Consider the following 25,123-nt stretch of genomic DNA (forward strand, 5'->3'; position numbering starts at 1 on the left):
TTTAGACTCGCCCAGCATATGTCACTGTTTGTTGAAGTTGCGTTACCTGTGCCTATGCGGCAAAACTTTACTTATCGCGTAAAGACAAACGAGCAAAGCGATGATAGCCCCCAAGCCAAGCCACAAATTGGCGTTCGGGTCAAAGTCCCCTTTGGACGCCAACAACTTATTGGTCTCGTTACCGCGATTACCGACAGTTGTGAACTAGCCCCTGCGCAACTCAAATCTGTCATAGAGTTTATTGATGACGCGCCCTTATTGCCAGAATCGCTTTATAAATTAACCCTCTGGGCAGCAAGATATTACTTTTGCAGCCAAGGGCAAATGCTGACACAGGCGCTCCCCGTGGCGCTGCGTAAAGGGCTTGATGCCGCGCCGCAAAAAATTCAGTACTGGCAAATCACAGAGCTGGGCAGCAATATTGCGCCTGAGACATTAAAACGCGCCCCGGCGCAAAAACGCTTACTCGAACGCTTACAGCAAACCAGCCTGACGCAGGAAGACGTCATCAGTTTAGAACTGAATAAAGCTGCGCTCAAAACCTTAGAGGATAAGGGCTGGATTGCCAGACATGAGAAACTCGCCGAGCTCAATCTCGATTGGCGCAGCCAACTCGAACTCGATGAAACACCCCACAGGCTAAATAAAGAACAAGCTATTGCCGTAACGGTATTAACGCAGCAACAAGGATATCACTGTACCCTGCTCGAGGGCATTACCGGTTCGGGTAAAACAGAAGTCTATTTAGCCGTACTCGAACATATCCTTAAGCAGGGTAAGCAAGCGCTGATCCTGGTACCTGAGATTGGCTTAACACCGCAAACCATCAATCGCTTTAAACGCCGATTTAAGGTGAATGTTGCCGTGCTGCACTCAGGTTTAACCGACAATCAGCGCCTCGAAGCCTGGCGACAAGCTCGCTGTGGCCAAGCGGCCATCATCATTGGTACTCGCTCCGCATTGTTTACGCCGATGGCATTTCCCGGTGTAATCATCCTCGACGAAGAACACGACAGCAGCTTTAAACAGCAAGAAGGCGTTGGTTATCATGCCCGCGACTTAGCGGTAATGCGCGGGCATTTAGAATCAATCCCAGTGATTTTAGGGTCAGCAACGCCTTCCTTAGAAAGCCTGCAAAATGCGCTCAGTGGTCGTTATCATCATCTGCAACTCGGTGAGCGGGCTGGTAATGCTAAAAAAGTACGCCAAGGGATTATCGATATTAAAAACCTGCCCCTCAAGGCGGGCATGTCGGCGCCACTGATCAACGAGATCCGCAGCCATTTAGAGGCCGGCAATCAGGTATTACTATTTTTAAACCGCCGCGGGTTTGCACCAGCACTGCTCTGCCATGAATGTGGCCACTTACACGAATGCGACCGCTGCGATGCGTTTTTTACCGTGCATCAATCCCTTGGGGAAATTCGCTGCCACCACTGTGGTAATCAATATGCCATCCCAAGGCAATGTCACAATTGTGGCAGTACCATGTTGATGGGCCAAGGTATCGGCACCGAGCAGCTCGCCGAAGCACTGCAATTGGAGTTTCCAAAATATCCCGTGGTGCGTATCGATCGCGATACCACTCGCCTTAAAGGTTCGCTAGAAAACCATTTAAGTGCGATTCATAAGGGCGAGTATAAGATCCTCGTCGGCACCCAAATGCTGGCCAAAGGGCACCATTTCCCTGATGTCACCTTAGTGGGCTTACTCGATGTCGATGGTGCGCTATTTAGCGCCGACTTTAGGGCGCCAGAGCGCTTCGGCCAACTCTATACCCAAGTGGCGGGCCGCGCTGGGCGGGCTAATAAACCCGGTACAGTGCTTCTGCAAACTCACCAGAGTGATAACCCGATCCTTAGGGATTTACTCCACCGCGGTTATGGTGAGTTTGCTCGCAGCCAATTAAAAGAACGGCAAATGGCGCTCTTGCCACCCGCTTGGCATATGGTACTGGTGCGCGCCGAGGCCCATTCTGCCTTAGATGCTGACAATTTTCTTAATGCGTTTGCATCCTTGCTGCCCCAAGATAAAGAGTTTGAGATTATCGGCCCAATGCCCGCACCACTCGATCGAAAGGCCGGTAAGTACCGCCGCCAGTTGATGTTTCAAGCCAAACACAGACATAGATTACAGCAGGAGTTTGAGCGTATTTATCCGCTTGTGGAACAACTGCCAGAAGCCAAACGCTGCCGCTGGAGCCTAGATAGGGATCCGCAGGATCTGTTGTGATTCAATAATTTGATAAAAAATCATCGGGAAGATAGCAATTAGTCACCACAAACGGCTAAAATACGCGGTTATTCCCTGTATTCACTCTTAAAGTTAGTAGCTAATTAACCCATGAAATCACATATCCAATCATTACTTGAACAAACTATCGAATCCTTTAAACAACAAGGTATTTTACCTGCGGATTTTGAGGCCCGAATTCAAGTAGATCGAACCAAGGATAAGAGCCATGGCGACTTGGCAACCAACGTAGCCATGATGCTAACCAAGGCAACGGGTAAAAATCCGCGTGAATTAGCACAGCTGATCATCGACAACCTTCCCCCCTCCGCCTATGTGGCAAAAGTTGAAATCGCAGGTCCTGGTTTTATCAACTTCTTCATCGATGACAGCGCACTGGCTAACCAATTACAAGCCGCGATTGGCGATGCGCATTTAGGGATCAAATTACCCGCACCACAAACTATCGTTGTGGATTATTCATCACCCAACCTCGCCAAAGAGATGCACGTAGGTCACCTGCGTTCAACCATCATCGGCGATAGCGTGGTGCGCACCCTCGAGTTTTTAGGCCACAAAGTGATCCGTCAAAACCACGTGGGCGACTGGGGCACCCAATTTGGTATGTTGCTGGCTTACATGGAAGAATTACGTGCGGCCAATGGCGAACAAGCCCAATTAGAGTTATCGGATCTCGAAACCTTCTACCGCGCCGCCAAACTGCGTTTCGACGAATCGGCTGAGTTCGCGACCCGCGCCCGTCAGCTCGTGGTTGCACTGCAATCCGGTGATGAGTACTGCAACAAACTGTGGCGCGAATTTAACGATATTTCGCTAAGCCACTGCCACGAAGTATACGAGCGTTTAGGGGTGAGTTTAACCCGCGCCGACGTGCACGGTGAAAGCGCCTACAACGCCGATTTAGAGCAAGTTGTTAAAGATTTAGATGCCCAAGGTTTATTGACTGAAAGTAACGGCGCCAAAGTGGTCTTCCAAGAGGCCTTCCGCACAAAAGAAGGCGAACCACTGCCAGTTATCATTCAAAAAGCCGATGGTGGTTACCTGTACGCCACAACCGACTTAGCCGCGATGCGTTACCGCTCAAGTGTACTCAAAGCCGACCGCGTGCTGTACTTTGTTGATTTACGCCAAGCACTTCACTTCCAGCAAGTGTTTAGCCTTGCCAAACTGGCCAAGTTTGTCCGCGAGGATATGTCACTCGAGCACTTAGGCTTTGGTACTATGAATGGCGAAGATGGCCGTCCGTTCAAGACCCGTACTGGTGGCGTGGTGAAATTAGTTGATCTGCTCGACGAAGCCAACAGCCGCGCGCTGGAATTAGTTCGCAGTAAGAATCCAGATATGGATGAAGCGACACTTGCAGAGATTGCCCGCGTAGTTGGGATCAGCGCGGTGAAATATGCTGATCTATCGAAAAACCGTACCAGCGATTACATCTTCAGCTTCGAGCAAATGCTGAGCTTTGAAGGCAATACCGCGCCTTACCTGTTATACGCTTACACCCGTGTCGCTGGCATTTTCAAGCGTGCAACCGGTGTTGACTTAAGCCAAGCCAAAATCGTACTCGACCACGAAAAAGAGAAAGATCTAGGCAACAAACTGGCGCAGTTTGGTGAAATCCTAAGCCGTGTTATCGACAAAGGCCAACCACATGTGCTCTGCGGTTACCTCTATGAATTAGCAGGGGCTTTCTCTAGTTTCTATGAGGCCTGCCCAGTGCTTGCAGCCGATAACGACGAGCAAAAAAACAGTCGTTTACTGCTGTCACAACTGACGGCGAGCACTCTGCAAAAAGGCCTAAATCTACTAGGTATCGAAACCCTAGAACGGATGTAAGCCATGAGCAATCGTGACTATGCCAACAGAAGACCGCAATCGGGCGCAAAACCGCGCCCGATCCGCGCGACACGCGCAAGGCCTGCGGCTAAAAAGGCCCCTCCTCGCCGTAAACTTCCAATTCCTCTGATCCTGTTTGCCTTTGTAGCAGTAGGCAGTTTTGGGTATTTTCTGTGGAGCATTAAAGACACAGCTAAGCAGGAAGCGCCTGTTGAAGTCAAAACAGAAAAAGAAGTGAAGGCAAGAGAACCCGCTGCAACGCTAACGCCAAAGGTGAAAGAGGTTGAGCGCCAAGAAGTCGCCGTCGCCGCTCCGGTAGAGGAACAGCCGGTAGTTGAAGTTGAAGTGCCGAAGAAAGATCCGAATGCCTTGCCGCCTAAACCCAAGGAAGAATGGACCTATCTGGACGAGCTTGAGAATAAACACGTCGAAGTGGATATTCCTGATGTCGTGGCAACGCGTGCTCCACAGCAATATCAATTGCAGTGCGCCTCATTCCGTCAGGAGTCGCAGGCGAACCAGATGAAGGCCGTGATTGCATTCCAAGGATTAGAAGCGCAGGTCAGACAAATTGAGGGCACCTCAGGCACTTGGTACAAAGTCATCCTCGGGCCTTATGAGCGCAAACGTGATGCCGAGCGTAAGCGTCACACCTTGCAAAATGCAGGGATCAATGGCTGCCAACTCTTAGCCATTCCTAAGTAATCCTACTCGGAAAATGAGTCTCTGAATCGCGGCGCGTGAGCCATTACGCGCCGCGATTTTTTTATCTTCTTGCCAACTGAAGTCCGCTCCCAACCACCCTCTTTCACCTCGTTTTAAACATTGAGCTAATACCAATCGTATTAAATATCTGTTCATTCAGCGGGAGTTAAACGGGCTTTAGACAAGGCGAAGGCTTGAAGGCATAGTGGTGCTCTGTCGAAAGCCTTAAACGCAGTATAAAGCACGTTCAACCCCGCCCTTCGGGAGCCTCACAGGCATCTCACTCCCGTGTTACATTGACTTAAAAGGGAATAACCATTTCTGCGTCAATGCGCCTTGGATTGAGATGCCTGTGAGGCTCTGAACTGATTAGATATTTAATGTGATTGGTATAAGTCACAACTTCATTTTATGGAATTTATAACCACCTATTTTTACACAGTAAATTTGTTTATTAAGAAAGATTAATATGGCGTTTAATTGACCTAGATCAAACTTAGGCGTATCTCTTAATAAACAGCAAAACCTGTTGTCTACTCTCCAAAAACCAACCTCAGGGTGAAGTATTATGAATGCATTAATCGAGATCGAAGCCTCTGAATTTAGCCAACTGTTCAAAAGTGGTGACGCCTTAAGTATCCGGATGTTTATGGAGCATGTTCACATGCCTTTAGATGTGCAGGATAAGATTTACAACGAAATTTCCGCCTTAGCAGTACTTGAACAAGACACTATCGCGCGGCTTATCGAAACCCATTCCCACTCTGAAATCTCTGAACGTTTGGCCTATTAACGCGCTTAATCTTAATACAATGTAACGCCAACGGATGGCTTCATTGAATTCCCCCTGTACCGCGTCAATTAGATGCATTCGTCCGAAACATTTTCAACCAATCATCCTTGTCACTCCTATGCAAAACCGCAAAAAATAAGGCCAAATATCACTATTTGGCCTTAGGTTTATTGGTGCTTAAGCTTATGAATATTTAAGCAACTGCATGGTTTAGTGTCTTAAGCTTTCTCTTTTAAGCCTATGCTATTCATCCAGTAATCGAAATCGACCATATTACCGGGCAACACAATACGGCTAGACTTTTGGCTTAACCCATCAAGCTGCTTGAAGTACTGCTCACCGAGTTGCATACGCAGTGCGTTATGGCCGCCGGGCGCGGCAATCACAGTCGCTAAACGTTCAATCGATTCAGCAGTGGCTCGCGACAGGGTTAAAATCTCCTCCGCTTTACCTTCGGCCTCGTTGATACGGCGCTGCATTTCACCTTCAGAGCGGTTTACGGTTTCCGCTTTAATACCTTCGGAGCGATTGATCTTACTCTGCTTATCACCCTCACTCTTTGCCAGTAATGCACGACGCTCACGCTCGGCATTCACTTGCATTTCCATGGCGTTTTTCACTGTCTCTGGTGGCGTGATGTTCTTAATCTCATAGCGGTGCACGCGAATACCCCACATGGCACCCGCTTGGTCGAGCACTTCCACTACCTTAGCGGAAATCACATCCCTCTCTTCGAAGGTGCGATCGAGATCTAAGGTGCCGATCACTGAGCGCGTGGTGGTCTGCGCCAGTTGAATTGCTGCATAGCGATAGTCTGTGATGCCATAGCTAGCCTTCACAGGGTCGATAACAGAGATATAAATCACCCCATCAACTTCCACATTTACTTCGTCACTGGAGAAGCACTCCTGTGGTGGTACGTCGATAGTTTCCTCTTTTAAGTCATGGATATAAGCCACTTTATCGACAAAAGGAATTAAGGTGTGGAAACCCGCATCTAGAGTCGAGTGGTACTTACCTAAACGCTCAACAATATAAGCTGATTTAGTCGGAACTAAGCGGATGGATTGGAACAGCTTAATCACAAATATGGCGAAAATCAGTCCCCAAATGACCATTACCGCGACATCAGTATTCAATGGGATTTGCATTAGCGTGCTCCTTTGCTAGTTGCATTATGGCCACCCACGGTTTGGGTGACTTGTTCCATTCCTTCGAAGAAACCTTCGAGTTTTGCCATTTCCGCAGGGACAACCGACACTTGCGCATCGTTGAGGATTTTACCGACCTGAGCAATAAACTGCTCTTTTAACAACATATTCATCGCATCGTTACCGCCATTGACCGCTAAAGCTTGGGAAATCATCGCCATGCCTTCTGACTTTGCCTTAGCGATAATGGCAATCTCTTGTCCCGTACCTTTAGCTTCGTTGATACGCTTCTGTTTTTGGCCTTCCGAAATGTTAATCGCCTCTTGGCGTTCACCCTCTGACATATTGATCATCGCGGCCTTTTCGGCATTGGCCAAGGTGATTTCGGCGCGCTTACGACGCTCGGCTTCCATTTGTTTTTCAAGGGTATGGATCACATGACGCGATGGTGTGATATTGCGGATCTCATAACGCAACACTTTGATCCCCCAAGGCTCAGACGCCTTATCAATCTCGCGCACTATGGATTCGTTTAAGCGATCACGCTCGGAAAAGGTCTCACTGAGGGTGAGCTTACCGATTTCAGAACGCATAGTAGTCTGCGCCAGATTCACGGCAGCTTTACGATAGTTCTCAATACCGTAGCTCGCTAACTTGCCGTCCATAACCTTGAGATACACTAAGCCATCCACTTCAAGCTGGGTGTTATCCTTTGAGATACAGCTTTGTGGCGGCACGTCGAGCACTTGCTCACGGGTATCGTGTTTATATGCGACGCGATCGAAGAAAGGGATTAGGAAGTGGAATCCCGGTTGTAACACAGTACGGAATTTTCCCAAACGCTCAATGACATGCACCTCACGCATTGGCACTATCAGCATCAGCTTATAGAGAATAAACAAGACAAATAAAATGACTAAGGTAAACACAAACATAGACTCATCCTTTAGTTTTGAGACGTTGCCTGATCAACAGGCTCAACCACTAGGGCAATGTTTTCACGGCAGATAATCCTGACCTCAGTGCCCGCAGCAATGATACTACCATCCCCCAATGCGGGCCATTCGCTCCCTTGGAACTCGACTCTTCCTGTCGTTTGTCCTGGACCTATGGTTTGTTTAACACGGGCGATTTGATTGTAGATATCAAGTTCTTCATCGGTGTTATCCACATGGGAATCTCCACCAACCAATTTTTGAGTGACTTGCCGAAAGGCGAGTAATAAGACGATGGCGGAAATAAACCACAGTGTCAGGCTTTGAACCACACCTTCCACCAGGCCAATCCATAAGGCGCCAGCCACCACTAAGCAGGCTGCGCCGAGTAGCACGACAATACCTCCAGGTATCACCAGCTCGGCTAACATCAAGATAATCCCGATAATAGACCAAACTAAAATCAGATTCGAAAACTCCATATTCCCCCCTGAAATGAGAGCATCCTGTGCAGCACTATAGCAGCAGAGTGACAGATATGCGACATAATATGTCACAAATTTATACGCCGATTTAAAAAGCACGGCAAGACAATTAACTTGGGAAAATGAGGGGATGAATTGACTCGCGGCAAAATATCGACCCGAGTTGTTCTAAAATTAAGCACAATCAATTCAAAAAGTTAGCTCACAATATCATCAAAAATGTATCTTAAAATAAAATAACCGCTAAAAATCAATAAATTAAACATCTTAAAACCCACAATTTGATTATGTGATTTTCACAACAACATTCGATAAAAAACTTTGAATAATTGTAAATTTTTGCATATATTGCCCGCACTTTTTACCTTGCCCTCAGCCAGTCCCATACAAGCCGCACCACCCTAGCCGTTTGTAGGTTCTGCCCTCGGAGCAGGAACTGAGTACAACTTTATTTAGCGTCTACCCCTACAACAGGAAATAACAATGAAAAAGACATGCCTATGTCTAGCATTAATGCTTTCACCTCAAGCATTTGCTGGTGACTTAGTACAGTGGTGGGATTTCAGTGCAACCGCCCTTTATGGCGAAGACTACGACTTGGCTCCTTCGGACAAGCAAGCGACAGTCACACTCGAAACCGCTGGTGCATGGAAATACGGTGATTGGTTTGCCTTCCAAGATTTTATCTACTTCAAAGGCGACCACACGGGCATGGATAGCACCACCTACGGAGAGATTTCACCTCGCTTTAGCGCGAGCAAAATCCTCGGCGAAAAAATTGCGTTCGGCCCTATTACCGATCTTTCATTAGCCCTCACCTACGAAGAAGGTGAAGGCCCTGTGCATAGCTTGCTCTATGGCTTAGGGGTCGATGTTGCCGTACCTTACTTTACCTACCTTAACTTCAACACTTATCGTCGCGATGCGATGAGCTCAGGCAATATCAGTGATGGCTGGCAGTTCACCCCAGTCTTCAGAATCGATATCCCAGTAGGTTCGGCCAATATCGTGCTCGATGGCTTTATCGATTGGGTATTTGCAACGGATAACAGTGGCTACGAAGAAAACTTCCACTTCAACCCTCAGCTAAAATACGATTTAGGTAAGAGCCTATTTGGTGACCACAAGGCAAATAAACTGCTTGTGGGTATCGAGTACGATCTGTGGACCAACAAATACGGCGTGAAGGGTGTCGACCAAGACACTTATTCTGTCATTGCTCAGTACCACTTCTAATCTAAGTGATACAGCCGCCTTAGCGGATACAGCGAATAAAAAAGGTGCCTAGGGCACCTTTTTTATTATTACGCAAGCAACACTCGCTTTGCAGGGGAGCGTGTCGGCGAATTAAGCCAGTAGCTTCTTAGCGGCAGCTACGACGATAGAAACAGCACTGACTTCAGTTTGCTTCATTGTCGCTTCGTTCGGAATTTCCTGTTGAGTGCGGTTTACGATAACGCCAGCCACACACGCCGCACGCCAACCTTGAGTCGCACACATAGTGAATAGGGTCGCTGATTCCATTTCATAGTTCAGCACGCCCATATCCTGCCACTCTTTCATTGAGCCAGCGAAACGACGGGTCACACGGCCAGTCACAGTGTCATAGCGCTCTTGGCCTGGGTAGAAGGTATCAGAAGATGCGGTAACGCCGATATGAGGCTCTACGCCCGCATCACGGCACGCAGCAACCATAGCGGTGGTACATTCGAAGTTAGCAACCGCTGGGAACTCCATAGGTGCAAAGTGTAAGCTCGCGCCATCTAAACGCACTGACGCTTGAGTCACAATCACATCACCCACATTTACATGGGGTTGAATCGCACCTGTGGTACCAACACGCAGGAAGGTATTCACGCCTAATTGCGCTAACTCTTCAACTGCAATCGACGTTGATGGACCACCGATACCGGTAGAACAAATCACCACTGGCTTACCGTCAGCGTACGCTAAGTAGCTGGTGTACTCGCGGTGGCTTGCAAGGAATGTGGCATTATCCATTAACTCGGCAATACGTTTTACACGCTCTGGATCGCCGGGCACAATCGCCAAAGTGGCACCATCGAGCATCGCTTTGGTCAAACCTAAGTGAAATACATCAGCCATCGTGAAAACCCCTTTCATTTTTGATAATAAAATTCTTATTGAATCGACTTTAACCTAGTATCGAAGCGGTGAAGGTTAACTTGATCACAGAATTATCGGCAAGAAGAATTGTTCATTCGTAATGTAATTACCAAATCTATTACAGCTTGATCACAAAGATAGCAAATCTGTGATGTTTCTGTGGGCACTCGTCAATCAGGTGGAATTAAGTGTGAGCCAGAACTGACTCGCTCGCCACACTGGGCAATATAAAAGATATAGGTTGTTGATTTATAGCTAGTTTGCTGAAATCACCCTTTAGTATTAATCTGTAGGAGGACAAATATTGATCTATATCACGTTTCATCATCGTGGCTAGGGTTAGGGTTAAGACGAGACCAAAGCACGATAAAAGACGACAAGGAGAACGCCAATGTTTCCAGAATATCGAGATCTCATTACCACCTTAAAGACTCAAGATGCTCATTTCCAACGTAAATTCAACGAGCACAATCAATTAGATGAAGAAATCAAGCAACTGGAAAAACGCGTTGGCAGTGATTTCAATCCCACAGTGAAAGAACTCAAAAGCAAAAAACTGCATTTAAAAGAAGAGATCTATCAAATTCTCAAATCCCACAATTAAGTGGTGACGCCAAAAACGAAGGGCGCCTAAGCGCCCTTTTTGTTGCCTTGCGGCTAAGATTACAGGTAGTAATCCTTCAGAGGTGGGAAACCGTTAAAGCACACCGCGGAATAAGTCGTGGTGTAAGCACCAGCGGTTAACCAGTACATACGGTCTCCAATTGCTAGGTCATTCGGCAGACCATAGCTGTAGTGTTCGTACATGATGTCGGCGCTATCGCAGGTCGGGCCGGCGATAACACATTTGTCCAACTCACCTTGTTTGTGGGTGAAGATTGGGAATTTAATCGCCTCATCCATGGTTTCGATTAAACCAGAGAACTTACCCACATCGGTAAATACCCAACGCTCTAATGCGGTGTAGGATTTCTTACTGATCAGCACCACCTCAGACACCAATACCCCAGCGTTAGAGATCAGCGAGCGACCTGGCTCCAGAATGATCTGTGGCAAATCATCACCAAAATCTTCCTTCAGGAAGTGGGTGATTTGCTCAGCATACACACCGAGTTGGTTGGTTTTGTCGATATAGTTAGCTGGGAAGCCACCACCCATGTTGATCATCTTCAGAACGATATTGTGCTCATCACGCAGACGATCGAAGATGCTCTTCACTTTACCAATCGCCGAATCCCAAGCACCTATATCACGTTGCTGTGACCCCACGTGGAATGAAATACCAAAGGGCTCTAAGCCTAATTCCTTCGCCAGAACTAACAGCTCATAAGCCATCTCATTTTGGCAACCAAACTTACGAGACAGTGGCCAATCGGCGGTGTCTGTGCCTTCGGTCAGGATGCGCACATAGATGCGTGAACCTGGCGCTTCTTCGGCGATCATACGTAAGTCGGCCTCAGAATCCGATGCATACATACGCACTCCACGCTCATAAAACGCACGCACATCTTGACGCTTTTTGATGGTATTGCCATAGCTCACACGGTCAGGCGTTACGCCCACGTTAGTGACCATATCTAATTCATAAATCGACGCAATATCGAAGTTTGACCCTTTGTTTTTCAGTAACGTCAGGATCTCAGCCGCAGGGTTTGCCTTAACTGCATAATAAACATCGGCATAAGGAAAACTATTAACCATGTCATCGTATTGTTTCGCAATGATACTGGTATCAATCACCACGAACGGGGTCGCTTTATCTTTGGCAAACTCTTCAATACGTTTGAAGGTTTCAGCATCATAATAGTCAGCAACATCAATAGATTGAAATTGGCTCATTGGGCCAGAGTCTCCTTTGGGTCAAATGGTAAAAGATTCGTTGTCTGTCTTAAAAACGTGCGCAGTAAACGCTATTTTTTTACTTAACGCAACGAATTTTTATGCCTAATAACTAACTTTTTATTCCGTGAAATTTTAAGCGGTGGCAAACCTAAAAAAACTGCCATCAAAACAGATAATTATGCACAAGAGCACAACAGAGAATATTGACGTTTTTGAGGTAGGAAAAATGAATTTTTTACGACGGCAACTCAAGCTTATGCAACTGAGGATGATCTGAGGAAAAATACTGAGTAACACTCGTCGACCGTATAGCGATTCAAGCTCAATCCGCACGAGCCCAAAATCACCACTCTAAAACGAGATAAAATGTGTTGAGGGGTGAGCCCTTCAACATAGCCCCCCTCAACATTGGCTTCAAAACAGACTATTGCGACTCGTTTAGTTTCGCTAAGGCTTGGCTTAAGGCTTCACTCGAATCGAAGTAGGCGATGTCCTGAATATTGCGGTGGTCCAGTAAAATCATCGTCGCCATATCTTTAGTATCGGGTAACAGGCGGCTGATCTCGCCTTCCCTGTCTAAACCAATGGCAAAGGGCAACTCCTGCATTTGCGGCACGGCGACAAATTTGGCGATCAACGATGGCATGCCACTGATATCCGCCACATAGACTAAATGCGGTGGAAACTTATCTCCCACCAGTGGTGTAAGCGTTTCTTTAATAATATCGCCGCCTTTCATACTACGGCTAAAGAGCACGACTTTGGTTTCGTCAGTCACACTGACCGCTTGCTCATTTTGATCCTGCAATGAAATAGGATTGATCGCATCCCCGGCAACATAACTCGCCGCCAAGGCCATCATGGGAGTGAAAAGGAAGGACAGGCACAACAACAGCTTTCTCATAAACACTTAACTCCATTTTTGATACGGGCAATAGCATACCCGAGTCTCACAACCGGCTCATTTAATCCGAGCCATTACATGATACGCTTCACAATGCATGGCGAATACGCCTTTCAAAGCAATTGTACGTTATACTAGGGCGGTTAAATTTATTGTAAGGATATCATTATGATAACACCTGGACTCGATCAGGAATTGCAGCAACTCCAAGGCGTTTACCAGCTGATCACCGAGTTTTTAGTCAATTATAGTTTCCAATTAATCGGTGCAGCGCTGGTCTTTTTATTGGGTCTGTGGGTCGCCAGCAAAGTCTCGCGCTTAGTCGCCAAGCAGTGCGAAAAGCATCACATCGACATCACCCTGAGTAACTTTGTCAGCAATCTGATCCGTATCCTGATCATTGTCATGGTGGGTATTATTGCCCTAGGCAAGATAGGCATTAGCGTCACGCCCATGGTGGCAGCGATTGGTGCCGCCTCCCTCGGCGCGGGTTTAGCCCTACAGGGCATGCTGTCGAACTATGCCGCTGGAGTCACCATTATTGTGACTCGTCCTTTTGTGGTCGGAAATACCATCGAAATCAAAGGAGAAAGCGGTGTCGTCACGCGGATTAATTTGGGGATGACGATTTTAACCAATGAGGAAGGCGAGCAAATTAGCATTCCCAACAAGCACATCGTTGGTGAGATCTTACATAACTCCTTCAGTAATAAGCTGGTCGAAACTCAATTTAACCTGAGTTATAACAACGACCCTGAGGCGGCGGTAAGCCTAATTACTGAGCTGCTGAGCCAAAACCCTAATGTCAGTCAGGACACTACGCCAAATATTGGTATCAATGGTTTTAATGCCATCGGCATCGAGATTGGTGTACGTTACTGGGTACCGACACAAAGTTACTTTCAGCATAAATACAAGATAAATATGGCCATTTATAACGCCCTCAAACAGTCTGGTATCGAAATGGCTTGCCCAGTGCGAGAAATTCATTTGCAAGAAAAGTAAGCACCTCCATCGAGGCGAATGACTTCAAACATTCGCCTCATCTGGCACAGTTAACTTGCATTTTTTGCGGGATACGCGTTTACTGTGCAGCCCAAATATCGATAGTGATGGAATACTATGTCGTTGATACTTATCATTATAGCCTTTGTCGTTCTGTTTATTTTTTTTGCCAAATACCAAAAAAAGAAAATACAAGCCGAAGCGCTTGCCGCAGGTGAACCCTCGGCGCTACTCAATCACGGACTCACATTAATCAATCAGGGCGAAGTCAACTCAGGCCTAGACTATATTCAGCAGGCCGTTGATAAAGGCTTTGCCGTGGCCGCCATTGCTATGGCCGAGTTGTATTCGGGTCGATTCCAGCAAGTCCCCGCCGATCCCAAGGCATCTGAATATTGGTATCGAAAAGCCGCCGAGATCGATCCGCAATTTTTACCCATGATCACCCTGCCGAGCTTGGTCGCCTCTGAGGCGCAAACACCCGAGCAATTGCACGAACAGGTCAAACAACTCAAAGCCAGTGCTGAAGCGGGGCAAGTCGAGTTTCAATATGAGCTCGCCTATTTGTATCTCAGACAACCCTTTCTCGATCCCGATGCAAGCCAAGCCATTTACTGGTTCGAAAAGGCAGCCGCCCAAGGAAACCAAGATGCCTATTACCACTTAGGTACGCTGTATTGGCACGATGAACGTGTCACGCCAGACTATAGCAAAGCGCGGGAATACTTTGAGAAAGCCGTCGCCGCCGGTGATGAACTCGCAAAAGATAACTTAGGCCATATGCTGGCCGCAGGCCAAGGTGGCCCTAAGGATCTCGTCCGTGCCGAAGCCCTACTCAGCGAATATGCCGCAGAAAATGATTATCGCCAGTATTACCTAGGCAAACGTTTCCTCTATGGTGAAGATTTTGCCGTCGACTACGGCAAAGCCCGCCACTGGTTAGAAAAATCCTGCGCCACTGACAATGTCTTTGCCAAATTAGCGCTGGCACAGCTTAAGCTACTCGACCCACAAACGGATAATGACTACCAGCAGGCAAGAACAGAATTCGAGACTCTGGCATCCCAGTGGCAAGAAGAAGCCCTATTCGGTCTAGGTAAAATCTACGAGGAAGGCTTAGGCGTCTCGCGCCAACCGATTAAAGCCTTAATGTATTACCAACTGGCGGCCATGAGCCATAACAGTGACTATCAAGACGCATTTGAGAAGCTCAGTAAGCGCTTGGGCACCTTAGAGATCCGCGAAGCCCAGAACCAGTGTAATAACTTTCTGCATCAACATCCTATCCCCGATGAACAGCAAACTTATTACTACCTTAACCAAGCAGAAATCTACCGCAAGGGTGAGCATCCGAGCCGCGAAGCGCTGCAAACCGCAGAGACTTGGTACCGCAAAGCCGCCGATTTGGGCAGTCAAGATGGCATGCAAGCCCTCGTTGACATCTACCGCCATGAGTCGATTGATAAACCGGTTCAGACATATATTTGGTCGAGCATATTACTGCGCAACTTTGGTCAATACGGGATGAATAGCGATCAACTCTTGTATCAACAACAAGTCCTGCCGCGCTTAACGGAGTCCGAGTTGTTGTATGCCCAAGATGAAATCGACAGGATTGAAACCCAGCTAGCACCTTACTTACAGAGCAACGAATAAGGATAAACTGCTGAATGCTAGGGTTTGGCCGCTTAGCCAAACCCTGCAATTAAAAACTACGGCTTAAGCCTTGGCTTGGGTCAAATGCCGCAGCAATGTTGCCAACATTGGCGCTACTTAGCTGCGAAAGTGAATAAAGCACTGCGAGTTATTATTAGCGTAGCCGCTGTGTTAAAAAAATTAGAAATCAGCCGCCCTTATCAACGCCTAGCAACCCCCGCCCTCACACAGCGAAAATGGAGCAAAATCATTCCGACTGACTACTTTAGAGATCGTAAATTTTACAAAGTGTTAACTCGATCACTATCATTTTTTCGTCCTCTCCAACCAAAATCCCTAGCTGCGATACAACAAGCTAATTTAGCAATAAAAACAAATCGTTGTTTTTGAAAATGTAAATTCCCACCCAATTCAATCCATCGCCAGTCAATTAGATTTTTATCAATGAAATTTTTATCAATTAGATTTTTTTAATGGAAGTGATACACCTCAAATAAACATCCCATCAGCTTTGATAAATTTATTCACAAGGTGGAAGCAATAGCCACATTCCACCAACAAAGTCATGTGAATGACAATTAAGAAAGGATGAGATGATGAAAACTTCAACTAAGATCGCAATCGCCGTCGCGCTAATTAGTAGCTTAGGCCTTCAAGCCTATGCCGCCGAAGGGGGTAATCCTAAAAAAGGAAAGCACCTCTATAAAAAAGAATGTAAAGCCTGCCATAGCCAAGGTGGTGAAGGTGGCGAGCTAACCCCAATGAGCAAAACCATGAGCCAATGGGACCGATTCTTCGACAAAGATAAACACAAACTCAAGCCTGAGGTATTCAATGGCCTCACCGAGCAAGATCTCAAAGATATACAGCAATTTCTGTATGACCATGCCGCCGACTCGGAGCAACCGCAAACCTGCGGTTAATTGCTGCCGAGCCTAAATCAAAGGGATAACCGCAGGCCTGCAACTGTAAGTTAACCCATTGAAATAAAACCAAGCCCAATAAGAGAAAAATGGGGAGCACACCTCAGGGCCTCCTGTTGGGTAAATTTGGCACAGGGCCTTGATCCAGTGCCAGCGGAACACTCAGGGAGAAACCCTATGCGTACACCTACACTCATTTCGATATTGGTTGCGAATGCGCTGTTTATGTCAGGCCAAACCTTTGCCGCCGCCAACGAAACGGCAGCCGACACCCAAAAAATGGCCGAGCTGAAGCAACAGCTTGCCGATATCACCGAACAGCTCGATGAACTCAATAGCCGTGTCGATAAAACCGAACGCCACACTTCATTAGACCGCCTTGAAATCACTGGCGACTTTAGAACCAAAGCTCACTCACTGCATTACCGCGATGTCGTTTGGAACCCCGCCATTAAGGTTAACTTTAATGACTTTGGCGCCAAGGCCATGGCCGGCGCCTTTGGGATGCCAAACGATCCTAACTCGCCACTCGACCAGATGATGCAAGCCAACCCAGACCTTGCGGCCGCCTTTCAAAATGGCATGTTACAGGGCGTGATGCCCTATGTACTCGCGCAGCAACATATCCAAGATATTGATAACTATATCTTTTACACCACTCGCCTGCGGTTAAATCTTAAGGCCAAGGTATGGGATAACGTCAGTTTTGCCGGTCGTCTGAGCATGTATAAAAACTGGGGTGACTCCACCGGCGTACAAGTGTTCGACTCCTGGCGTTCATTCACTATGGATGGCACCAGCAGCGGCAACACCAGCGGTGACTGGCTGCGGGTCGAGCGCGCCTATTTCGACTGGAAAAAAATCAATGGCTCCGAGTTTTACCTCTCGATTGGTCGCCGTCCATCCACCTATGGCCCACCAAGCCACTACCGTGAAAACGAACTGCGTGGCGGCACGCCTTCGGGCCATTTAGTCAACTTTAACTTCGATGGCGCCACCTTAGGTTACAACCTAGGGGAAATCACTGGGGTTGAAGGACAAGTGGTTCGCTTCTGTTATGGCCAAGGCTTTGAATCCCAATGGGGTAATGGCGAAATGTTTGGCGATATCGTCACCAAAGATACCCACCTCGGCGGCTTTAATATCGATGCCATCAACGACGGCACTAACTTCCTGCAATTTACCCTGTTTGGTGCCAAAGACATCAACGACGGCTTTAAAGGCACTATGGCCTTCCCGACCCAACTGGCAGGCATTTTTGCCCCCACCATGTACCAAGATATGCAAAAGTTCGACAACTTTAACTTTGTCACCCGAGTACAACCCAGCGGCGTCATTGGTGATATGTACCTCGGCGGCATTGGCTTTGCGCGGGAAGAAGCTAACGATATCAAATGGTTTGCCTCACTAGGCTGGACGCGTGCCGAGCCAAATAGCAATGCGGGTATGTTCGGCGGCATGTTATCCGATGCGGTGTTTGAAGCGGAACTCAACAGCACTGGCACCGAAATCATCATGGTGCCGAAAACCAGCGACGATACCGATACCAAAGATGGTTATGGCATCTATGTGGGTATCCAAATCCCCGCGCCCTACGGCAAGTTTGGCTTGGAATATAACTACGGTTCTAAATATTGGACGCCCTTCACCCAAGCCCAAGACGACCCAATCGGTAGCAAGTTAGCCACCCGTGGCCATGTCGGCGAAGCCTATTACATCTTTGATATCAATCCGAAAATGTTTATCAAGCTAGCAGGGCTCTACTACGACTACGAATACACAGGTAGCGGCACACCTGTGGGCGCACCACAAAAAATCGATGAGGTGCTAGCGGGCTCAGCCTACTCGATGCTGCCAGTGGTCGATAAAGCCTTCGATGTGAACGCCTCGCTGACCATTAACTTCTAATCACATGCCATTCAGCCCTCGGTATTGCCGAGGGCAGGAGTACAGAATGAAAAAACTCATTGTTATTGCCTTAGCGGGTATGGCGTTGCAAGCGCAGGCCGCCAATCCCCATAAAGACGTTCTCAAAGGCCCCTTCGCCACAGGTTCTGAGGTGACGACTCAGTGCTTAACCTGCCACGAAGAACAAGCAACAGACATGATGAAAACCTCCCACTGGACATGGGAGTTAGAACAAAAGCTACCCGATAGAACCGTATTACGCGGCAAGAAAAACAGTATTAATAACTTCTGTGTGTCGATTTCCAGCAACGAACCTCGCTGCACTAGCTGCCACGCAGGTTATGGCTGGAAGGACAGTAACTTTGATTTTAAAGACAAAACCAAAGTGGACTGCCTTGTCTGCCACGACACCACAGGCACCTATGTGAAAGACCCCGCCGGCGCAGGCGAACCCATGGCGAAACTCGATCTGGCGAAGATCGCCCAAAACGTGGGTGAACCCGTGCGCGATAACTGCGGTAGCTGCCATTTCTATGGTGGCGGTGGTGATGCGGTCAAACATGGGGATCTCGACTCCTCCATGGCCTATCCCGATAAAGCCACCGATGTGCACATGGACAGCGATGGCAATAACTTCCAATGCCAAAACTGTCATACCACTGAAAAACATCAAATTTCGGGTAATGCTATGGGGGTCTCCCCAGGCGGTATCGACCATATAGGTTGTGAGAACTGCCACGAGAGTGCGCCGCACAGCAACAAAAAGCTCAATACCCATACCGCAACCGTGGCCTGCCAAACCTGCCATATTCCCTTCTTCGCGAAGAATGAGCCCACCAAGATGCACTGGGATTGGTCAACAGCGGGTGATGATAAACCTGAGACCGTTGATCAATATGGCAAACACACCTATCAGAAGAAGAAGGGTGACTTTGTGTGGGAGAAAATGGTCAAGCCCCAGTACGCTTGGTACAACGGCACGGCTAACGCTTATATGGCGGGGGACAAGATGGACCCGACTGCCGTCACTAAACTGACCTACCCTATGGGCGATATTAACGATGCTAAAGCCAAGATTTATCCCTTTAAGGTGCATACAGGTAAGCAGATTTACGACAAGAAACTCAATATTTTTATCACCCCAAAAACCTATGGCAAGGGCGGATATTGGAGCGAGTTTGATTGGAATTTAGCGGCGAAACTGGGTATGGAAGCCAATCCAACCATGACTGAAAAAGGCATCAAATACAGTGGTGAATATGGCTTTGCCGCCACTGAAATGTGGTGGCGTATCAACCACATGGTGTCACCGAAGGAACAAGCGCTTAACTGTAATGACTGCCACAACAAAGGCACTCGCCTCGATTGGCAAGCCTTGGGCTATCAAGGCGATCCAATGAAAAACAAGCAAGGCCCTAAACATAAACAACCATAAGCCGTTTCACTCGCTATCGCCTAACCGAATCTAATGGCATAGCGAGTATCGCTCCCCTGCAAACCTTTGAGAGCTTAGTACCCGCTGGCTAAGCTCTCTTTTTTTATCGTGCTATACCTGCCAACAAAGACAAATCGCCGCAGTTAAAAAATAACACTGTCCCAGTTTGTCTCAATCTATAGGTGTGAAAAGGAGTTTGGCTCTGTTTATAAGTCAAATTAACTGATTTTTATGGCATTTATTTTGCCTAAACAGGCAATGTTCAATTGTGGCAACCTCTATGACCGCGGGCAAAAACCCAACACAGCATTCGACTCAACCGCTTAACCGTTTACTCGGTGAAACCAGCGGCGCCTTCGCCGACCTAGGCACTTTTTTGCCCTTAGTCTTGGGCTTAATCGCCCTAAACCAATTTTCGCCCCAAGGGATATTTTTGGGCTTTGGCCTATTCGCAATCTTAAGCGCCTTATTTTATCGCCGCCCTATTCCCGTCCAACCCATGAAGGTGATCGCCGCCCTCGTAATCGCCCAAGGCTTAACACCAGGGATGCTCCAAGCCAGTGCCATGCTGATGGGTATCATACTGTTAATCTTGGCCTTTAGCGGCGCCATTACTTGGCTTGCAAAACAATTATCCCAAGCCGTGAGTGTCGGTATTCAACTAGCTATTGGTCTGCAGTTGATGTGGATGGGCACTAAGATGATGAGCGACTTTTGGCTGCTCGGACTCGGCGCGTTTGCCTTGCTATTTGTGAGTAAATTCTTACCGTTACGCTACCTTGCCATGCCACTCGTTATCGCTGCTGGCATGTTATGGCAAGCCAATAGTCAAACCGACATCGCCACCAGCCTGAACATTCCCGCTTTGAGTACATCCTTACATTTAGCTTGGCCTAGCCTTAACGAGTGGAGTTCAGCAGCGATTTTACTGGTACTGCCACAGCTCGCCCTCACCTTAACCAATGCGGTCATTGCAACTTCAGCCATGGCGCAGGAAAAATTCCCCGAAGATGCCGCCAAACTCACACCCAAAAATTTGGCCATTAGCTCTGGGCTGGCCAATTTGTTACTCGCGCCTTTTGGTGCGGCGGCCATGTGCCATGGTGCAGGAGGCCTTGCGGTGCAATACCACTTTGGCGCACGCACTCACCTCGCGCCATTAATCTTCGGCGGTACTTGTGTGGTTATCGCCCTATTCTGGGATGGGCAAATTGCGTGGTTACTCGGGCTTATCCCTGTGGCAATTCTCGGCAGTTTGCTGTCCATAGGCGGTTTACAACTGGCGTGGTCAAAGCGCCTTATCGATGGCAAGCCCTTCTGTATCTTTGTGATCCTCGCAACCGCAGTCACTTGCTTGGCTGTCAACGCCGCAGCGGGCCTCGCTGTCGGAATTCTTCTAGAGCAAGGTCGCCGCACTTGGGCCATGCTCGCCATGCGTTAAGTACCAATATCACTCCGCCATAAAAACAACAGCGCATAATGCGCTGTTGTTTTATCCCTTAAAATGTTCTTGCAGCATTGGTGGGCGTATCCTTTTGTGCCAGTTTATGCCTTATACAACACAAAACGATGACCAAATTAACAGAAAATCCTGCCATGGCGTATTTGGGCTAAGCCTATCCTTTAGGCAATACCACGGTTACCACACAGCCTTGCTGCCAGGGTAATTGGGCATGTACCGATTGCTTGCAGTTTTCAATCTCAATACTGCCATGGTGGCGGCTGACAACATCCTTACAAATGGCTAAGCCTAAACCGAGTCCCGCATCCTTGGTGGAGGCAAATGAGGCCATTAGCTCGCTGGCTTGGCGCTGCAATCCTTCACCATTATCAATCACTAATACTTTAATTTCAGTGGGTTGATAGTGGATCTCAATCCTTAACTGGCGCGCTCGGTGCTCTTCACAGGCTTCTAGCGCATCTAAACTATTTTTGACTAGGTTGACCCACATTTGACTGAGGCCCACGCTATCCCCCAAGACTTCAAAGGGATGACCTTCGACCAGCACTGTGACTTGCACACCTGCTCGGTCTAACTCGCGCCGCAGCAAGGCCAAGGCTTCTTTGACGACTAGGGTCACATTGAGCGGTTCGGCCTTAGACTGGCGACGTTTGAGTAAACCGCGAATACGGTGCACAACCGCCCCTGCTCGTATCGATTGCGCGTTGATTTTCCCTAAAATATCGTAGAGTTCAGGGTTATCCTGCCCCAGCCTTTCTAACTGTAGCATGGCGCCTTCACTGTATTGGGTTATGGCCGCAATCGGTTGATTTAATTCATGTGCCAGCCCCGCGCCAATCTCCCCGAGAATCGCCGCACTCTGCAACCGCTCTAGTTGCAAGGCTTTATCCTTTAACTGCCGCTCGGTGCTGACCAAAAACTCACTCTTTTGGCGAAATTTATATTCGAGCCACAGGTGATAAATGGTCGATACGATAAAGATCAGCAGCAATACCCCACCCCACTCTTTATTTTTTTCCATCCATTTATAAACGGTTTGATAGAGAGGAGGGGCTGCGCCTTGAAGCTGCAATTCTTTAAATAATTCAATCACCTTTAGCTGGCTTACCGGCGCTGTCCAACCTAAGGTATCCGCGGTAATCGCCGCTACATGGTCGGCGGGCAAGTCAAACAGGGCGCGGGTAATTTGCATGGTAATGCGCGGCGATACCGTATCCGCCGCCGCAAATGACCAATTAGGATAGAGTTGGGTGCTCACCTCGCAGTCATATCCAGGAGGATGGGTTGGATGAATGACACGATAGTCCGCCTTATTGATAAGCCCAGTTTCAATCATTTCCTCTAGGGTACAAAAAGGCGCAATGGCGGCATCGGCACTCCCATCGCGCACTTGATAGATCAGCGGCGCGAGGGGAAATCCTAAAAATCGCACTTGGCCAAAGAATTGCTCCGGTAAATAACCCATTTTATGCAGTAATCCCATCGCAGCCTGATAGCCGCCAAGTGCCTGCGGATCGCTAGCAACCACATTCTTACCGCGTAAATCCTGCAAGCTACGTATAGGGCTATCGGCACGCACAATAATGGTCGCGCCTATGGTGAAAGTGCTGCCCTGATGTTTACGGCTTTTCATGGTCGCCAGCCAAGAGAGGGGGAAATTATTACTCAAGTGCAGATACTGGCCGGGGTTAGTCACAATAAACTGCAATTCATTGCTCAGTAACTGGCTACGCATACCATTAAAGTCGACGGGCACCACTTCAAAACGGCTATTAGGGACGTTTTCGCTAAGGTAATCCATCATAGGCTGCCAGCGCTGTTTTGCCTGTAACACCCCATGATTGGCCAGCACTCCCACTTTAAATTCATGAACGGGAATGTCTTCATCGGCATAGGACAAATTAAGCATCATTACGCTCAATATGCAGCTCACGAGTATTGCCCTACACCAAGTTCTCATTGCTATCGCCCTGTCTTGTATGCTTTTGTATTCGGAGTACTTTATACGCAAGGCCAAAATGATGCTGTGAATAACACCAAACTCTGGCATTCCCCCTAAAGTGATTTAACTAATTTAGTGATAAACCTCCCAAGACCTAGGCTTAAAATTGAGCCTACGATAAGGCAGGCTTAAGCTGATAAAGAGTCCCACCACCAAAAGGAAAACCATGTCCACTATGCTGCCGCTGTATTTAGTCGATGATGATGAAGCGATTCTCGACTCCTTAGGGTTTATGCTCGGGCAATTTGGCTACCAAGTACAAACCTTTAGCAGTGGGCGGGATTTTTTAGCCCAATGCCCGTTAACTCAAGCGGGCTGTGTCATCTTAGATAGCCGAATGCCGGAGATCACTGGCCAAGAAGTGCAGCAAAAGCTGCTTGAAACCCAAAGTCCATTAGGAGTGATTTTTCTCACTGGCCACGGTGATTTACCCATGGCATTAAGCGCTTTTCGTAAAGGCGCATGCGACTTTTTTCAAAAACCTGTGTCGGGTAAAGCCCTTGTACAAGCGATTGAAAAAGCACATAAAGAAAGCCAATCCAGCTTTGAGCAACAGAGTCTGCAGCAGAAATTTGCCCAACTGACTGAGCGCGAACAACAAGTATTAGCCCATGTGGTTCAAGGCATGACCAACAAACAGATCTCCGAAGCCATGTATTTATCCTTAAGAACCATCGAAGTGCATCGCGCAAAGATTATGAAAAAGCTTGAAGTGAACAATATGGCAGAGTTAGTACAACACTTAGGAAATCTAAATTCTGTTTTATAAATCAGTGACCAGCACGCTAAACAATCGCAATATATTCTCGCCACGCTTGTCACGATTAAACCGCTAATTCCATATAACTCAGACCATTTAGAATGCGCTGATGGCGGCGTTTTCATCCAAACTGCGACAAGCTGTCGCAGTTTGCATCTTTGGCTTTGTATCAAACACCATTCACTGCCACACTCAAGTTAGGTTCTCTCCTTTATGCTCCGTAGGCATTAAAGATCCACTGCTTTTGAACCTTTCCCCGAGTACGGCCAGTGTCCTCGGGGATTTTTTTATCCCTACAAACCCCGCCTCGCCGCCCAAAACCCGAACAACCAATGTAGCGCTATTGTTAATTAAATTAATATCTATCAATAACTTAATGATAATTTTTCAAAATGAAGTTAGAATGCGACTATCTTGGCAACAGGTGAGCAGTATGAGTCGTTTACACACATCTAAGGGATTCACCCTAATCGAACTAGTGGTGGTTATCATCATTTTAGGCATTCTTGCCGTAGTCGCAGCCCCGCGCTTTATGAATCTAAGTCAAGATGCCCACGATACTCGGGCAAAAGCTGCTTTTGCTGCTTTTACCTCTGGCGTCAAGCTGTATCACAGTTGTTGGCTTGCGGGCGGACACTCGGGATATACCCAAAATCTCGCTTGCTATGGTGATGGCACTATCGACTCGACCACCACGGGCTTTCCACTCGGAAAAGACACGGCTCAAAGCAGCAGCCAAGGCACTCAATTACAAGGCGCTTACTGCGGAGAACTGTGGCAATCGTTACTCGATAATCAGGACTTTGTCCTTACCACACACACGGATTGGGAAACGCAACAAGCACCCAATATCGACATCGTCTACTGGTATAGCGGCGGCGCGATAAGTGACCCTAATACTTATTTGTATTAGTTCAGACTAGATCTGACACATCATCTTG

At 47.7% G+C, this 25,123-nt stretch carries 20 protein-coding genes and 1 pseudogene; 14 read left to right on the top strand and 7 right to left on the bottom strand.

Annotated features, from left to right (window positions below; translation table 11 throughout):
* The first annotated feature begins 18 nt into the window (after window positions 1-18).
* From priA to N7386_RS18985, 4 genes are all read left to right on the top strand, one after another.
* A complete protein-coding gene (gene priA / locus N7386_RS18970) occupies window positions 19-2,232 on the top strand; it encodes a primosomal protein N' (protein WP_279771072.1) in 2,214 nt (737 codons plus the stop codon).
* 111 nt (window positions 2,233-2,343) lie between these two features.
* Entirely contained in the window at window positions 2,344-4,089 is a 1,746-nt protein-coding gene (gene argS / locus N7386_RS18975; protein ID WP_278890686.1) for an arginine--tRNA ligase, read from the top strand.
* Between the two features lie 3 nt (window positions 4,090-4,092).
* Window positions 4,093-4,794 (top strand): SPOR domain-containing protein, encoded by a 702-nt coding sequence (locus tag N7386_RS18980; protein WP_278890685.1) that lies wholly within the window; start codon window positions 4,093-4,095, stop codon window positions 4,792-4,794.
* Between the two features lie 568 nt (window positions 4,795-5,362).
* Window positions 5,363-5,587, top strand: a complete 225-nt coding sequence (locus N7386_RS18985) for a hypothetical protein (protein ID WP_023266915.1) — start codon at window positions 5,363-5,365, stop codon at window positions 5,585-5,587.
* Between the two features lie 218 nt (window positions 5,588-5,805).
* Here N7386_RS18985 and N7386_RS18990 read toward each other — a convergent pair whose 3' ends face one another.
* From N7386_RS18990 to N7386_RS19000, 3 genes are read right to left on the bottom strand one after another with little or no spacing between them, the layout of a single operon-like run.
* Window positions 5,806-6,738, bottom strand: a complete 933-nt coding sequence (locus tag N7386_RS18990; RefSeq protein ID WP_279770364.1) for a paraslipin — start codon at window positions 6,736-6,738, stop codon at window positions 5,806-5,808.
* Window positions 6,738-7,673 carry a slipin family protein gene (locus N7386_RS18995; protein WP_279770366.1) on the bottom strand — a complete coding sequence of 312 codons (936 nt, stop codon included), beginning with the start codon at window positions 7,671-7,673 and terminating at the stop codon, window positions 6,738-6,740. Before N7386_RS18995 ends, N7386_RS18990 begins: the two co-directional genes overlap by 1 nt.
* Window positions 7,674-7,684: 11 nt before the next feature.
* Complete coding sequence (locus tag N7386_RS19000; RefSeq protein WP_011718445.1) at window positions 7,685-8,155, bottom strand: NfeD family protein; 471 nt, start codon at window positions 8,153-8,155, stop codon at window positions 7,685-7,687.
* 486 nt (window positions 8,156-8,641) lie between these two features.
* On the opposite strand from N7386_RS19000, the gene N7386_RS19005 reads away from it, so the two are divergent.
* Complete coding sequence (locus tag N7386_RS19005) at window positions 8,642-9,394, top strand: outer membrane protein OmpK (protein ID WP_011624976.1); 753 nt, start codon at window positions 8,642-8,644, stop codon at window positions 9,392-9,394.
* A gap of 111 nt (window positions 9,395-9,505) precedes the next feature.
* Here the strand turns inward: N7386_RS19005 and udp are convergent, their stop codons facing one another.
* A complete protein-coding gene (gene udp / locus N7386_RS19010) occupies window positions 9,506-10,264 on the bottom strand; it encodes a uridine phosphorylase (RefSeq protein WP_011624236.1) in 759 nt (252 codons plus the stop codon).
* Window positions 10,265-10,676: 412 nt separating this feature from the next.
* On the opposite strand from udp, the gene N7386_RS19015 reads away from it, so the two are divergent.
* The gene (locus N7386_RS19015; RefSeq protein WP_011624237.1) at window positions 10,677-10,889 is read left to right on the top strand and encodes a YdcH family protein; all 213 of its coding nucleotides are present in this window, start codon (window positions 10,677-10,679) and stop codon (window positions 10,887-10,889) included.
* A gap of 59 nt (window positions 10,890-10,948) precedes the next feature.
* On the opposite strand, the gene N7386_RS19020 is transcribed toward N7386_RS19015, so the two are convergent.
* Window positions 10,949-12,124, bottom strand: a complete 1,176-nt coding sequence (locus tag N7386_RS19020) for a type III PLP-dependent enzyme (RefSeq protein WP_011624238.1) — start codon at window positions 12,122-12,124, stop codon at window positions 10,949-10,951.
* Between the two features lie 427 nt (window positions 12,125-12,551).
* Window positions 12,552-13,031, bottom strand: coding sequence for a hypothetical protein (locus tag N7386_RS19025; protein ID WP_279770371.1), 480 nt, complete (start codon window positions 13,029-13,031; stop codon window positions 12,552-12,554).
* 168 nt (window positions 13,032-13,199) lie between these two features.
* On the opposite strand from N7386_RS19025, the gene N7386_RS19030 reads away from it, so the two are divergent.
* From N7386_RS19030 to N7386_RS19055, 6 genes are all read left to right on the top strand, one after another.
* Window positions 13,200-14,036, top strand: a complete 837-nt coding sequence (locus N7386_RS19030) for a mechanosensitive ion channel family protein (protein ID WP_279770372.1) — start codon at window positions 13,200-13,202, stop codon at window positions 14,034-14,036.
* 117 nt (window positions 14,037-14,153) lie between these two features.
* Window positions 14,154-15,692 carry a tetratricopeptide repeat protein gene (locus tag N7386_RS19035; RefSeq protein ID WP_279770374.1) on the top strand — a complete coding sequence of 513 codons (1,539 nt, stop codon included), beginning with the start codon at window positions 14,154-14,156 and terminating at the stop codon, window positions 15,690-15,692.
* 593 nt (window positions 15,693-16,285) lie between these two features.
* A complete protein-coding gene (locus N7386_RS19040) occupies window positions 16,286-16,615 on the top strand; it encodes a c-type cytochrome (RefSeq protein ID WP_011718452.1) in 330 nt (109 codons plus the stop codon).
* Between the two features lie 177 nt (window positions 16,616-16,792).
* On the top strand, window positions 16,793-18,523 hold the full coding sequence (locus tag N7386_RS19045; RefSeq protein ID WP_279770376.1) for a DUF3373 domain-containing protein: 1,731 nt from the start codon (window positions 16,793-16,795) through the stop codon (window positions 18,521-18,523).
* Window positions 18,524-18,569: 46 nt separating this feature from the next.
* Window positions 18,570-19,958: a tetrathionate reductase family octaheme c-type cytochrome gene (locus tag N7386_RS19050; protein ID WP_279770378.1), complete on the top strand. Its 1,389-nt coding sequence runs from the start codon at window positions 18,570-18,572 to the stop codon at window positions 19,956-19,958.
* Between the two features lie 280 nt (window positions 19,959-20,238).
* Window positions 20,239-21,399 carry a putative sulfate/molybdate transporter gene (locus N7386_RS19055; RefSeq protein ID WP_279771074.1) on the top strand — a complete coding sequence of 387 codons (1,161 nt, stop codon included), beginning with the start codon at window positions 20,239-20,241 and terminating at the stop codon, window positions 21,397-21,399.
* 175 nt (window positions 21,400-21,574) lie between these two features.
* On the opposite strand, the gene N7386_RS19060 is transcribed toward N7386_RS19055, so the two are convergent.
* Window positions 21,575-23,380 (bottom strand): sensor histidine kinase, encoded by a 1,806-nt coding sequence (locus N7386_RS19060; RefSeq protein WP_279770380.1) that lies wholly within the window; start codon window positions 23,378-23,380, stop codon window positions 21,575-21,577.
* Between the two features lie 208 nt (window positions 23,381-23,588).
* Here N7386_RS19060 and N7386_RS19065 point away from each other — a divergent pair, with 208 nt between their 5' ends.
* Window positions 23,589-24,191, top strand: coding sequence for a response regulator (locus tag N7386_RS19065; RefSeq protein WP_037422732.1), 603 nt, complete (start codon window positions 23,589-23,591; stop codon window positions 24,189-24,191).
* Window positions 24,192-24,615: 424 nt separating this feature from the next.
* A pseudogene (locus N7386_RS19070) lies at window positions 24,616-25,086 on the top strand (type II secretion system protein); the annotation flags it as partial.
* Window positions 25,087-25,123: the final 37 nt, after the last annotated feature.

Origin of the sequence: Shewanella sp. GD04112 (genome assembly GCF_029835735.1) — a bacterium.
Classification (GTDB): Bacteria; Pseudomonadota; Gammaproteobacteria; order Enterobacterales; family Shewanellaceae; genus Shewanella.

Excerpts from the sequence above, each read along its gene's own strand:
- priA (WP_279771072.1), top strand. The coding sequence starts at position 19 with ATGTCACTGTTTGTTGAAGTTGCGTTACCTGTGCCTATGCGGCAAAAC.
- argS (WP_278890686.1), top strand. The coding sequence starts at position 2,344 with ATGAAATCACATATCCAATCATTACTTGAACAAACTATCGAATCCTTT.
- N7386_RS18980 (WP_278890685.1), top strand. The coding sequence starts at position 4,093 with ATGAGCAATCGTGACTATGCCAACAGAAGACCGCAATCGGGCGCAAAA.
- N7386_RS18985 (WP_023266915.1), top strand. The coding sequence starts at position 5,363 with ATGAATGCATTAATCGAGATCGAAGCCTCTGAATTTAGCCAACTGTTC.
- N7386_RS18990 (WP_279770364.1), bottom strand. The coding sequence starts at position 6,738 with ATGCAAATCCCATTGAATACTGATGTCGCGGTAATGGTCATTTGGGGA.
- N7386_RS18995 (WP_279770366.1), bottom strand. The coding sequence starts at position 7,673 with ATGTTTGTGTTTACCTTAGTCATTTTATTTGTCTTGTTTATTCTCTAT.
- N7386_RS19000 (WP_011718445.1), bottom strand. The coding sequence starts at position 8,155 with ATGGAGTTTTCGAATCTGATTTTAGTTTGGTCTATTATCGGGATTATC.
- N7386_RS19005 (WP_011624976.1), top strand. The coding sequence starts at position 8,642 with ATGAAAAAGACATGCCTATGTCTAGCATTAATGCTTTCACCTCAAGCA.
- udp (WP_011624236.1), bottom strand. The coding sequence starts at position 10,264 with ATGGCTGATGTATTTCACTTAGGTTTGACCAAAGCGATGCTCGATGGT.
- N7386_RS19015 (WP_011624237.1), top strand. The coding sequence starts at position 10,677 with ATGTTTCCAGAATATCGAGATCTCATTACCACCTTAAAGACTCAAGAT.
- N7386_RS19020 (WP_011624238.1), bottom strand. The coding sequence starts at position 12,124 with ATGAGCCAATTTCAATCTATTGATGTTGCTGACTATTATGATGCTGAA.
- N7386_RS19025 (WP_279770371.1), bottom strand. The coding sequence starts at position 13,031 with ATGAGAAAGCTGTTGTTGTGCCTGTCCTTCCTTTTCACTCCCATGATG.
- N7386_RS19030 (WP_279770372.1), top strand. The coding sequence starts at position 13,200 with ATGATAACACCTGGACTCGATCAGGAATTGCAGCAACTCCAAGGCGTT.
- N7386_RS19035 (WP_279770374.1), top strand. The coding sequence starts at position 14,154 with ATGTCGTTGATACTTATCATTATAGCCTTTGTCGTTCTGTTTATTTTT.
- N7386_RS19040 (WP_011718452.1), top strand. The coding sequence starts at position 16,286 with ATGATGAAAACTTCAACTAAGATCGCAATCGCCGTCGCGCTAATTAGT.
- N7386_RS19045 (WP_279770376.1), top strand. The coding sequence starts at position 16,793 with ATGCGTACACCTACACTCATTTCGATATTGGTTGCGAATGCGCTGTTT.
- N7386_RS19050 (WP_279770378.1), top strand. The coding sequence starts at position 18,570 with ATGAAAAAACTCATTGTTATTGCCTTAGCGGGTATGGCGTTGCAAGCG.
- N7386_RS19055 (WP_279771074.1), top strand. The coding sequence starts at position 20,239 with ATGACCGCGGGCAAAAACCCAACACAGCATTCGACTCAACCGCTTAAC.
- N7386_RS19060 (WP_279770380.1), bottom strand. The coding sequence starts at position 23,380 with ATGAGAACTTGGTGTAGGGCAATACTCGTGAGCTGCATATTGAGCGTA.
- N7386_RS19065 (WP_037422732.1), top strand. The coding sequence starts at position 23,589 with ATGTCCACTATGCTGCCGCTGTATTTAGTCGATGATGATGAAGCGATT.